This is a genomic window from Chryseobacterium sp. HNCC26DJ239, from assembly GCF_057180445.1.
Genome location: NZ_JBXUGJ010000003.1, coordinates 189,750 through 202,491, shown reverse-complemented (window position 1 = coordinate 202,491; position 12,742 = coordinate 189,750). Strand labels below are relative to the sequence as shown.

The 12,742-nt window shown below is 33.7% G+C and carries 7 protein-coding genes; 3 read left to right on the top strand and 4 right to left on the bottom strand.

Going from position 1 to position 12,742, the window contains the following annotated elements; genetic code table 11:
- The first annotated feature begins 6 nt into the window (after window positions 1-6).
- Both tamL and AC2A1D_RS07595 read left to right on the top strand, forming a co-directional pair.
- A complete protein-coding gene (tamL, locus tag AC2A1D_RS07600; RefSeq protein ID WP_484043030.1) occupies window positions 7-2,355 on the top strand; it encodes a translocation and assembly module lipoprotein TamL in 2,349 nt (782 codons plus the stop codon).
- 61 nt (window positions 2,356-2,416) lie between these two features.
- Window positions 2,417-3,343 carry a YihY/virulence factor BrkB family protein gene (locus AC2A1D_RS07595; RefSeq protein ID WP_484043029.1) on the top strand — a complete coding sequence of 309 codons (927 nt, stop codon included), beginning with the start codon at window positions 2,417-2,419 and terminating at the stop codon, window positions 3,341-3,343.
- Between the two features lie 36 nt (window positions 3,344-3,379).
- Here the strand turns inward: AC2A1D_RS07595 and argS are convergent, their stop codons facing one another.
- The 3 genes from argS to AC2A1D_RS07580 form a co-directional block, all read right to left on the bottom strand.
- Window positions 3,380-5,140 (bottom strand): arginine--tRNA ligase, encoded by a 1,761-nt coding sequence (gene argS, locus AC2A1D_RS07590; RefSeq protein ID WP_484043028.1) that lies wholly within the window; start codon window positions 5,138-5,140, stop codon window positions 3,380-3,382.
- 79 nt (window positions 5,141-5,219) lie between these two features.
- On the bottom strand, window positions 5,220-6,896 hold the full coding sequence (locus tag AC2A1D_RS07585) for a SusD/RagB family nutrient-binding outer membrane lipoprotein (RefSeq protein WP_484043027.1): 1,677 nt from the start codon (window positions 6,894-6,896) through the stop codon (window positions 5,220-5,222).
- A 12-nt stretch (window positions 6,897-6,908) separates the two neighbouring features.
- Entirely contained in the window at window positions 6,909-9,890 is a 2,982-nt protein-coding gene (locus tag AC2A1D_RS07580) for a SusC/RagA family TonB-linked outer membrane protein (protein WP_484043327.1), read from the bottom strand.
- A 238-nt stretch (window positions 9,891-10,128) separates the two neighbouring features.
- Here AC2A1D_RS07580 and AC2A1D_RS07575 point away from each other — a divergent pair, with 238 nt between their 5' ends.
- Window positions 10,129-10,713 carry a ribonuclease HII gene (locus AC2A1D_RS07575; RefSeq protein WP_484043026.1) on the top strand — a complete coding sequence of 195 codons (585 nt, stop codon included), beginning with the start codon at window positions 10,129-10,131 and terminating at the stop codon, window positions 10,711-10,713.
- A gap of 131 nt (window positions 10,714-10,844) precedes the next feature.
- Here AC2A1D_RS07575 and yidC read toward each other — a convergent pair whose 3' ends face one another.
- A complete protein-coding gene (yidC, locus tag AC2A1D_RS07570) occupies window positions 10,845-12,638 on the bottom strand; it encodes a membrane protein insertase YidC (protein WP_484043025.1) in 1,794 nt (597 codons plus the stop codon).
- Between the last annotated feature and the right edge of the window lie 104 nt (window positions 12,639-12,742).

Genomic DNA, 12,742 nt, shown 5'->3' with positions numbered 1-12,742 from the left:
TCTCTCATGAATAAAAAACTAAACATATTTTGTAAATATTTTTTAATCTCAGGATTCTCTGCGACCATTCTTTCTTGCAGCAACACCAAATTTCTAAAAGAAGGACAACTTTTATACACCGGCGCAGAAATAAAAATCGAAAGCGATTCTTTAACCAAGAAAGAAAAATCAGACCTCGAAACTGCAATTAAAGAAAATCTTACGCCAAAACCAAACTCTTCTTTTTTAGGTTTAAGACCTAAATTATATGCTTACAACATTACCAAAGAGCCTAAAAAAGAAAAAGGTTTACGATATTGGTTGAAATATAAATTTGGAGAAGAACCTGTTTTGTTGGGCGATGTAGATAGAGAATTCAACAAAGATATTATTGTAAATTATTCTGAAAACAAAGGCTATTTCAATGCGAAAGCGAAATATGATACGGTTTCGAAAAACAAAAAAGCGCAGGTAATTTATACTTTAAGTCCGGGATCGCGATATTTAATTCGAAATGTAAATTTCCCTTCAGATTCTTCTCTCATCAACAATGAAATTCAAGCGTTGAAAGATAAAACTTTGCTAAAAGCTGGAAATCCCTTTGATTTAGACGTCATAAAAGCAGAAAGACAGCGAATTGATGATGAGTTGAAAAACAGAGGTTTTTATTACTTCAATCCAGATAATATTATTGTACAAGCAGACAGTACTGTAAGCAAAAAACATGATGTAGAACTGATTGTAAAACTAAAAAACAACACTCCAAACTTAGCAAAACAACAGTTTAGCATCGATAAAGTGGTGGTTTTTCCTAATTACAATCTTCGTGATGTAAAAAAAGGAAAATACAGCATTCCTATGAATGCAGATTCTCTTAAAGGATACGAATACAACAATATTTATGTCGTTGATCCTCAGAAAAAATTCAATCCTAGAGTTTTTGACCGTGCTTTATATTTTGAAAAAGGAGATTTATACAACCGAAAAGATCATAATCTTTCTCTTAACAGATTGATTAGTTTAGGCGTTTTTAAGTTTGTGAAAAACGAATTTGTAGTTTCAGATTCTTTACAGCATAAATTTGATGCGTATTATATTTTAACACCAAGAGAACTCCAATCTTTACGTCTTGAAGCTTTGGGAAGAACCAATTCGGCCAATTACGCAGGAAGTGAGGTAAACCTTAACTGGACACAAAGAAACTTTTTTCATGGTGCAGAACAGTTCAAAGCGTCTGTTTATGGTGCTTTTGATGTGCAAATTGGCGGTCCTGCAGATGCAGAAAATATCTTCAGAGCCGGAGCAAACACACAACTTTCTATTCCGAGAATTGTGGCGCCGTTTCGCTTTCATTCTTCAAGTGCTTTTGTTCCGAGAACTAATATAAAATTGGGTTACGAATTTCAAAACCGAACAACTTTATATACTTTAAACACATTTAGCGCATCTTTTGGTTATCAATGGAAAGAAAATGTGAGAAAGGAACACGAACTCAATATTTTTGATGTTTCATTAATTCGCCCTGCAGACGTAACAGAAAAATATATAAAGCAATACGACCAAAATCCTTATTTGGAAAGAGTGGTTCAGGAGCAACTTATTTTTGGACCGACATATTCTTATACGTACACAAACACCATGCTCCCTAAAAAAAATACGTTCTATTATAAAGGAATGATTGATTTAGCAGGAAACATAACAGGTTTAGTAACGGGAGCCAATGCAAAAAACGGAGACGAGAAAAAAATCTTCGGCGTTCCTTTCAGTCAGTATGCAAAAATTGAAAATGATCTAAGATTTTACCATAAGTTTAGTGATAAAACATCTTTAGCTACCCGATTAATTGCGGGAGTTGCCGTTCCGTACGGAAATTCTGAGCACATTCCTTTCGCAAGACAATTTTTTGTAGGAGGAAGTAACAGTATTCGAGCTTTCAGAGCAAGAACTTTAGGACCTGGAAGCTACGACCCTCGAACGAATACTTCTTCTAGAGTGCTTTACGATCAGGCAGGAGATGTAAAATTAGAAATGAATGCAGAATATCGCGCCAATTTATTTAAATTTTTGAATGTCGCTGCCTTTTTAGATGCCGGAAACATTTGGCTCATCAATGATGAAATTGATGAAAATGGCATAAATACTAGACCTGGAGGAAAATTTTCTAAAGATTTTTTAAGCGAAATCGCTGTTGGCGGCGGAGTTGGTCTAAGACTTGATTTTTCAATTTTAATTCTGCGTTTAGACTTAGCAATGCCTTTAAAAGTGCCTTATTACGAGAAAGGAGATCGCTGGACATTCGACAAAATCAATTTTGGAAATTCTGACTGGAGAAAAAACAACCTGATTTTAAACATCGCAATCGGATATCCATTTTAAGTAATTCCTGTTTAATACGCAACAAGAAATTTCAGAGTGAAAACTCATAAAAATATTTTCTATGCTAAAAGAACTTCAATTTTTCTGGGAAACTGCCAAAGAAACCTTCAACGAGTGGAACAATTCTTCTGCGTCTAATGATTCTGCGAGTTTGGCTTATTATGCGATATTTTCAATTCCGGGACTTTTGATTATCATCATTTGGATTGCAGGATATTTCTTTGGTGAAGATGCAATTCGCGGAGAAATTACCAACCAAATAAGCGGAATGATGGGGCAAGATGTTGCAAAAAGCATCCAAGATATGATTGCAGGAGCTTTAATTGACCGGGAAAATATTTTTATGAAAATTGTTGGAATTGGCTCTCTAGTTTATGGTTCAACCACTCTATTTTTTCAATTGCAAAAGTCTCTCAATAATCTTTGGGATGTAGAAGCGGCTCCGAAAAAAGCATTAGTAAAATTTATTCTCGACAGAGCAAATTCATTAGGAATGATTCTTATTTTAGGGTTCTTAATGATGATTACGATGGTTTTGTCTTCGTTAATTAGTCTTTTTAATAATTTTATCACCAATTATTTCGGGATTGAAACCTATGTTTTAGTAGAAATCATCAACTTTTCTGTCGGTTTTGGAATTACAGTTCTTTTATTTGCTTTAATGTTTAAAGTTCTTCCCGATGTGGAAATCAGTTGGAAATCTGTTTGGAAAGGCGCTTTGCTTACAGCCATTCTGTTTACTTTAGGTAAATTTTTACTGAGTTTATATTTTGGACAATTCAAACCAACATCAGCATTTGGTGCAGCAGGAACTGTAATTTTAATTATGATGTGGATTAATTACACCTGCATGCTGATTTTCTTAGGCGCTGAATTTACCAAAGTCTATACCTACAAAAAAGGATACAAAATTATTCCGTCTAAACACGCAAAATGGAACAGTGCGAAACTGTATCGAGACAGCCAAACGAAAACTGACCAAGCTTAAAATAAAAATCCTCCCGAAAATCGAGAGGATTTATTTTTACATTCTGTTGACAGTTCCTATTCCTAAAAGTGCCAAAGATTTTTTTATCGTTTTTGCGGTAAGATCTGACAAATTCAAACGAATTTGCTTTAAATTTTCATCTTCCTGATTCAAAATTGGATTACTTTGATAGAAAGAATTGTACGTTTTAACCAAATCATACACATAATTTGCCACTAAAGCAGGGCTTAAAACTTCTGCAGCCTTTTCTACAACCACTTTATAATTTGCCAATTGCATCACCAATTCTTTCTCAGATTGATTAAGCTCAACATCTGAAATTTCTTTGTAATTAAATTCTGCTTTAGCCAATAAAGATTGAATACGCGCAAAAGTATACTGAATGAAAGGCCCTGTATTTCCGTTAAAATCAATACTTTCTTCTGGATTGAAAAGCATTTTCTTTTTAGGATCTACCTTCAACATGAAGTATTTCAAGGCTCCAATTCCTACACTTTCGTAGTTTTCATTTTTCTCTTCTTCGGTAAAGTTTTCAAGTTTGCCTAATTCTTCAGCCTTCTCTTTAGCGATATTGAACATTTCCTGCATCAAATCATCAGCATCAACTACAGTTCCTTCACGAGATTTCATTTTTCCGTTTGGAAGTTCTACCATTCCGTAAGACAAATGATATAAATGATCTGCCCAAGAATACCCTAATTTTCCTAAGATTTTAAACAAAACCTGGAAGTGATAATCTTGCTCATTTCCTACCGTATAAATCAGTTTTTGAATATTATTTTCTTTGAAACGCTCTACAGCAGTACCTAAATCTTGCGTCATGTACACTGAAGTTCCGTCTGAACGAAGCAATAATTTTTGGTCTAAACCTTCATCAGTAAGATCACACCAAACCGAACCGTCTTCTTTCTGATACAACACCCCTTTATCCAAACCTTCCTGAATAAGGTCTTTTCCTAAAATATAGGTGTTACTTTCGTATTGAACCTGATCAAATTCTACTCCTAATCTCTTATACGTTTGGTTGAAACCATCGTACACCCAAGAATTCATTTCAGCCCAAAGATTTCTTACTTTTTCATCTCCATTTTCCCAATCTAAAAGCATTTTTTGAGCTTCTTTCATCAAAGGAGCATCTTTCTTAGCTTGCTCTTCTGAAATTCCCTGAGCCACCAAATCAGCAATTTCTTGCTTATAATGTTTGTCGAATTCTACATAGTAATTTCCGACAAATTTATCACCTTTGGTATTATTGGTAGACGGTGTTTCTCCTTTACCAAACTTTTCCCAAGCCAACATGGATTTGCAAATATGAATTCCTCTATCGTTGATGATTTGAGTTTTGATGACATCATATCCTGCTTCTTTTAAAATTTGAGCCACAGAAAAACCTAATAAATTGTTTCTAATGTGCCCTAAGTGAAGTGGTTTGTTGGTATTTGGCGAAGAATATTCTACCATTACCGTTTCATTTTTACTTTCTACAACATCAAAGTGATCTGAAATCGCTTTCAATTGATTGGTAAAAAACTGATTTTCGATTTTAATATTTAAAAAGCCTTTTACAACGTTAAAACTTTTTACCAAATTGGTTTGTTCTGTAAAAGCTTCACCTAGTTCTACGGCAATACTCTCTGGATTACGTTTTAACTGTTTTACCAATGGAAAAGTAACAATAGTGAAATCGCCTTCGAATTCAGTTTTATTTTCTTGTACTTCCAGTTTTATATCTTTCAGTTGATATACATTCAAAATAATCTCTGAAAGTTTTTCTGCTATACTATCTTTAATATTCATTATTCTAATTTGAAATGCAAATATACGGAAATAAAAAAACCGCCCGAAGGCGGTTTTATATAATTAAGCATTGTAAAAATTAGTTTTGGTTCCAGAAAGGAGTATACTGATTTTTTACAAAAACATCGGCACTTGTAATATTTGGTACATGTGCTGCGTTAGCTGCGTATTCTGAGAAAGGATATACCAATCTATAAGGTTTATTTGGATGTTGAGCCGTAGTTGCCATTGGTGTGTACGGATAACCTGTTCTGTTATACTCAATAAACATTTCAGTAGGGTTCACGTTTGTAAGTGAGATCCACTTCTGCGTCATAATAGCTTCTAATTTTTGAGCATCTGTTCCTGTCCATCCTAAACCAGGTCTAGTAACAATCGCATTTGCGTAAGAAGTCATTAAAGCGGTAGAATTAGCATTTGGATCTGGATTAGTACCTGGATTAGATACCCCTAACCAAACACCACTTGCCACAATACCTGCTGTGAATTTAGCTTGGGCAGAATAAGTGAAGATAGTAGGATATCTTAAAGCAGCTTCAGCTTGTAAAAAATTACTTTCAGCTAAAGACATTAAAACGCCTCCTCTTTGATTAGCAGCTTCTACTATACCCGCATTACTTCCAATACTATAACTAGCTACCCCAACCCAGTTATTGAAAGAAACCTTAGACGTATTTGTATTCGCAGGAGCACCAGGTTGTCCTGGAACAGCACCTTGTCTAATACCTTTCAAACCTGTATAAGAAGCACCATTATAATATGTTCCACCACTTACTGAAGTAAATAATCTAGTTCTACGTGGATCCCCTAAATTATTAAACTTAGTCATATTTGGATCATTAAGAATTAAGTTCCCTTGCATTGCATTAGCAAAATGCTCAGAAACAATAACCATTGAATAATTCTGTACAGTTGTTAAGGCAGAAGTCATCAACCAGTTTACTAAAAGAGGATTCATCTGATCATCGTTATTTCCTGAATAACCAGGGTTAACAGTAACATCTCCATCAATTTCAGTAATAAAATCAGCAGTGCTTAAAGTTTGCAATTTTGCATTTCTATAAGTTGCTAAATCTCCTGTAACTTTAGACATTCTTAATAACATTCTCAACTTAATCGTATTTGAGAACTTTCTCCACAAATCCATATCTCCACCAAATACAACATCTGTTGTTGGCTCGTCCCCTTGATTAGCTGCAATTAATGCATTCGCTTCCTCAAGATTTGTGATAAGACTTTTATAAATATCTGAATCATTATCATACTTAGGAGATAAATTTTCTTGGCCTTTGAAAGCTTCAGAAAAAGGTGCATCACCATACAAGTCTACAATATACTGCATATAATAAGCCTTCATAATTTTAGCTATAGCAACATATTGATCATACTTATGATTAGCATTTGGATATGCTTCAACTTGTGCAAAATTTGCAATTCTAGGATAAAGCCCCCAAATACCTGTATAAAAAGTGTTATCTACTGTTGCAAGATTAAATTCTCTTGCAAATGGTCCACCAAAACTATATGAATTTCCAGCCCAGCTATTCATCATTAAGTTTCCAAACTGCATCATTGTACCAGCTTGAGTTCTGTAAGCTTGCGTAATTGCTCCTGGAATTATTAAATCTGGTGTAATTTTTTCTGCTTGAACAGAGTTTGGATTTTCGTTTACATCCAAATATTCGTTGGAACAAGAAGTAACTGAAAGACTTAGTGCTCCCGCCAAAATGGCAGTTAAAAATTTATTATTTTTCATTTTCACTTAAAATTAAAAAGATACATTAAGATTAAATCCATAGTTTCTAATACTTGGATATTGTCCAACTAATGCAATACCTGCAGCATTTCCTGATGTTGAAGCTGTTTCAGGATCAGCAAAGTTTCTGTTATCTTTTGCATAGATAAAGAACGGATTTCTTGCATATACTCCAATTGTTAATGAGTTAACAAAAGTATTTCTTATAAGTGACTTAGGAATATCATAACTTAGAGCAATCTCTCTTACTTTAAGAGCTGTACCATCTATTACATGCTCCTCTCCCACTGTTTGGAAATTACCAAATGCAAAGTAGTTTGTTACACCACCATAAGATCTATCATTACCAACTGGTGTTGTGTTTGCTACATATTGACCATTAATCAACTGAACTGAATTAGGAACTACATAACCTTGAGATCTGTCAAATTCAGCCGTTTTTTCCAATGATCCTGTGAATCCCATGGTTCCTTTAGAAAATGCTACAAAGCTATTTCCTGTTCTGTAATCAGCTGTTGCACTTAAAGTAATACCTTTAAATTTAAACGATGTATTAAATGCTAAGATATAATCTGGATTAACTTTTCCTAAAACCTCTAAAGTAGAAGTAGTTAAAGGATTACCATTTGCACCTACAATAATGTTACCGTTAGGGTCTCTTTGATATTTTGTACCCTTAATAACAGGGAAATCTTGTCCTTTAATAGCATAGATTCCAACTGAAGGAGTTCCATTTCCACTATATACAGAAAGTGGTGTTTCAGGAGAATCATCAGCCAAAGCTAAGATTTTTGTTTCATATGTAGAATATGAACCTCTGAATTTCCATTCAAAATCTTTCGTCTTAATTGCTGTTACGCCTAAATCTAATTCAAAACCTTGGTTTCTGCTATCACCAATATTATCTACAATACTTGTAATTCCAGAAGCTGAAGATGTTGTAACTGAAGAAATCAAGTTATCAGTATCATTTCTGAATATAGAACCTTCAAATGTAATTCTATCTCTAAAGAAACCTAACTGAACATTCGCTTCTTTTGAATTTAAGAATTCTGGCTCAACATCTTGAGAAAACAATGAAGTAGTTGGTAAATACGAAGATAGTGAACCAAAAGGATATCCAGTCGGGAATGCACCAATTCTGTCTAAACCATAAGTTGAAACAGTAGCAGAGTTACCCACTCTACTAAATGATGCACTAACTTTGGCATAATTTAAGACTTTACCTTTAATACTAGGAAATGCTTTTGTAGGAATGAATGAACCTCCAACTGAATAATATGGATAACCTTGATTTGATAAAGGAGAAACATTTCCGTAAATATCAACAGCATTTAAGCTTAATGCAGAACTTTTTTCATATCTAAAAGTTCCATTCAAGAATAAATAATCTTTATAGCCTAAATCTAAGTTTGCAAACCAAGCAAATGATCTTCTTTGAGTTTTACCGTTATCAAGAGCAGAAAATTGGTCTGGTTGTAGTACGTTTCTAATATTATACCATCCTTCAATCTGAAGATTTTTACCTCCAACCTGAGTTTGAGAGCTAGAACTGTCTTGGATATTATGACCAACATTTAACTTCATGTTAATATCATCCGTTAAATCATAATCAAAGTTAGCCATTAAATCTCCGTAGTATCTGAACGATGAGCTTACTGTCTTATAGTAACTAGAAACTATAGGCTCTCTACCAAAAGTACCATCACTTGCAGAATGACCATCAAGGTAAGTACCTGTATTTGCATAAATTCTATCATATGCAAAAGCATCTAAATGACTTTCTGAAATAGCAGATCCAGAAACTCCGGTACCCGCATAGGTAAATGAAATATTATCATTAACCTTATACTCTAGATTTAAAGTACCAGAAAAAACTCTACTTTTGTCATCAAATCTATTATGATCAATTAACCAATATGGGTTTGTAGTATAAATTGAAGCACCCGCATCAGGTAATGAATTTCTATATCTTGTGACATCAATGTTAGTTGGAGTCTGAATTAACTGACCATATAATGAAGATGAAGTCTGAGATGTACGTAAATCTAAATAATTAACATTTCCATCAATTCTAAAGTTACCTAACTTTCTTCCTGCTTTTAATAAAAAGTTATTTCTTTTAAGATTATCTTTTTCAACTACGAAATCATTTTCAGCTCGGTTTACAGATAAAAAAACATAAGCATCAGAATTTCCCGCATTTACTGACAAACCATTTTGCCAAAGAATACCCGTTTTAAAGAAATCTTTAATATGATCTTTTCTTGGAGAGAATGTACCTGTTAGAAACTGATCATTTGCCTGTGGTAAACCAGCAAAAACCTCTTGCCCACCTAAAGAAGAAGAATAAGCAGGACCCCAGTTTGAGTTTTCATAAGGAACCCAGTTTGTACCACCATAATCAGTTAAATCAAAAGCATCACCTGGCCAACCTTGACCATATACTTTTTGATAAATTGGTAATTTATATACTGAAGAAAAGTCTAATGAACTCGTTAAGTTAAACTGTAATTTTTCGCTTTTAGACCCTTTTTTTGTTGTAACGATAATAACCCCGTTACTACCTTGCTCACCATACAGAGCTGCTCCCTGCATACCTTTGATAACGTTCATATTATCAATAACCTCTGGTGGTATATTTTGCAAGATGCTTAAAGTTGAAATAACTCCATCAATTACAACTAGCGCTTGATTATTACCAGAAATAGATCTTGGACCTCTTAATACAACTCTAGTTGTTGAATTAACAGAATTATTAGTTGTGTTAATTTGTAAACCAGAAACCTTACCTGTTAAAGCTTGAACCGCGTTAGGGTTATTTGCTTGAGTAATTTCCGCATTATTTACAACTTGGTTAGTTGTAGTAACAGCGTCCTGTCTTTTCTTCAAACCTAAAGCTCCGGTTACAACTACCTCACGAATATCCTGAGTTTTAATAGTGTCACCAGGTGTTTGCTGCGCACTTAACATCGTAAACGAGGAAGTAAGCACTACAGCCAAAACACTCGTAGTTAATTTCTTCATATTTAAATTGATTATTTTTTACTAATTGCAAATATGTGAAACTTTCTTAAATTAAACAAGCGTTTTGTTAAAAATATTTAACACAACTCACAGATTTAGTAATAATTAAATAAATTTTATTAAACTTAAATTATATTCTAAAGATTTTTGTGATTTCCATAATAAGAGTATTGAGTTTATATTTGCAATAGTTTAAAATTATTTTATGCCAGAATTAATCAAAAAATACTCAGAATATATTGAAGCAGGCTGTGACGAAGTGGGACGTGGCTGTCTGTGCGGCCCCGTTGTAGCTGCTGCTGTAATTATTGATGATACTTTTGAGCAAAATTTGATTAATGATTCTAAAAAGTTAAATTTTAAGACGAGGTTAGATTTAGACGGCTATATTAAAGACAATGTAAAGAGCTACGCCATTGCAGAACTCCCTCCTTCTTATATTGACGAGCACAACATCTTGAACGCGAGTATTCATGCGATGCACGCCGCTTTAGACCAGCTTATAATTCGTCCTGAATTTATCTTGGTAGATGGCAATAAGTTCCACCCTTACAACTTTATCCCTCACCAATGTATTGTGAAAGGAGATTCTAAAATTTTAGCAATTGCAGCCGCCTCTATTTTAGCTAAAAATTACAGAGATCTTTTAATGATTGATTTGCACGAAAAATTTCCGGAATACGGTTGGAACAAAAATTTTGGATACGCCATCAAACAACATCAGCAAGCTTTAATAAAACACGGCCCTACGATACATCACAGAAAATCTTTTAGGCTTAAATACGATTAGGTGTTATATTAAATTTATGTTAATGATTTACTAAAGATAAAAATGTTATTTAGAATTAATTTAAATAAATTTTCACATAAAAAAAGAGAAGCACCTGAATGCTTCTCTTTATAATTTATATCAATATAAATCTATTTTTTTCTTTGCCCTTGCTGTGCTTTTTGTTGTTCCTGAGCTTTCTCCATCATTTCTCTCATTCGTTTTTGGAACTTGCTTTCTGTTTTAGGTTTTTCTTTATTCGCCTGAATTTGCGCATGGATTTTCTTTTCATCCAAAATCACATATTTAATTACCAAAATAATCAAAATGTTAATCGCATTCGACACAAAATAATACCAAGACAACCCAGAAGCTGAAGTATTAAGGAAGAACAAGAATGTTACAGGGAAGATATACATCATCACCTTCATATTCGGCATTCCTTCCTGTTGTGGCTGTTGCATATTTCCAGAAGTCATCACAGTATATATTAAAATAACAACTGTACATGCAATTGCAAAAACACTTAAATGATCTCCCAACATAGGTATGTTAAATGGTAGCTTTATTAAATCATCATACGCTGTTAAATCTTTTGCAAACCAGAAACCTTTACCTCTCAAATCAATAAAGTTCGGGAAGAATCTGAATAGTGCATAGAAGATTGGAATCTGCACCAACGCCGGAAGACAACCCGCCATTTGGTTTACACCCGCCTTTCTATAAACTTCCATTGTTGCTTGTTGCTTTTTCATAGGATCTGCATCCTTGAATTTAGCATTTACCTCATCAATTTCCGGACGAATTACTCTCATCATTGCACTTAGCTTATGCTGTTTGTACATAATTGGCGATAAGATCAATTTCACAATAATCGTCATTAAGAAAATTACCCAACCTGCTGTTAATCCCCAAGACGCAATAAAATTGTACATTGGCATGAAGAAATAACGATTCATTGCTCCAATGAAAGACCATCCTAAAGGAAGAATTTCGTCAAAGTTTTTATCGTAAGATTTTAGTAATGGCAAATCGAGTGGCATAAAATACCAAGTAAAGTCTTGATTAAACTCACCTCCATTCATATTTACAAAACCTTCAAAGTTGAGTTTTTTCAGATACTCTCCTTCTTCTATGTTTTCCTGAACACCTTTGCTGTGCGTGAAACCTGTTTTAGACTCGATTACTGAAGAGAAAAACTGTTGTTTTACCCCAATCCAGTTCAAAGTTTCTTCATCTTCACTCATGTCAGTTCTTGCATCATAATCATAATCTTTATAATTATTAAATGCATAAGAAAACTCTGAATGCGATTGCTCTTGAGATCTACCCTTTTCAACATTTCTTACTTGATAATCCCAGATAAAATCTGCTTTGTTGTCTGAAGAAATTTTAGATAAACCCTGTGTTCTTACTTTAAAATCTAAGGTATATTTCGGCATCAAAGTATACACAAACTGGATAAGCGCTCCGTTTACATTTGCCGTCATTGTAATCTCGTTACCTTTTACAACAGGAGTAAAAACAAGATCTTTTGTATTGATGGTTTTTCCAGATTTATCTTTAAACTGGAAACCGTAGTTTGAATTATTTTTTGAAATTAGATACAGCGGAAGATCTGCTACATCCGTTTTTTGGTTGTATGCTTTGTACTTCGCCAATTCAACTTTAGCAACCTGCCCTCCTAGACTTGCAAATTCAATTTTAAGCTCATCATTCGCCAAATTTACGGTCTGAATAGCTCCCGGAGTTACACTAGGATTGATGGTGTTTGTCTGCGATTGCTTTGCAGTATTGTTTACTTGTTCAGTTTTTTGCTGCGCTGCTTTTTCTGCATCTTCCTTTTGTTGTTTGTTTTGAAAGTAAAACATAAACCCAAAAAGAATTAAACATAAAACAGAAAAACTAATCAATTGACGCTTATCGAGTCCTTTGTTTTCTTGCATTTTATTTTAATTAAAATTTTTATATTTTCTATCATCAAAGCAAAGCTTTATGATTTTGAGTCGACAAAAATACTCATTTTTTATCAAAACCCTATGATGTAAAT

Bases quoted from the DNA above. Each gene is read 5' to 3' on its own strand.
- AC2A1D_RS07575 (WP_484043026.1), top strand. From the start codon at position 10,129: ATGCCAGAATTAATCAAAAAATACTCAGAATATATTGAAGCAGGCTGT.
- tamL (WP_484043030.1), top strand. From the start codon at position 7: ATGAATAAAAAACTAAACATATTTTGTAAATATTTTTTAATCTCAGGA.
- AC2A1D_RS07585 (WP_484043027.1), bottom strand. From the start codon at position 6,896: ATGAAAAATAATAAATTTTTAACTGCCATTTTGGCGGGAGCACTAAGT.
- argS (WP_484043028.1), bottom strand. From the start codon at position 5,140: ATGAATATTAAAGATAGTATAGCAGAAAAACTTTCAGAGATTATTTTG.
- yidC (WP_484043025.1), bottom strand. From the start codon at position 12,638: ATGCAAGAAAACAAAGGACTCGATAAGCGTCAATTGATTAGTTTTTCT.
- AC2A1D_RS07595 (WP_484043029.1), top strand. From the start codon at position 2,417: ATGCTAAAAGAACTTCAATTTTTCTGGGAAACTGCCAAAGAAACCTTC.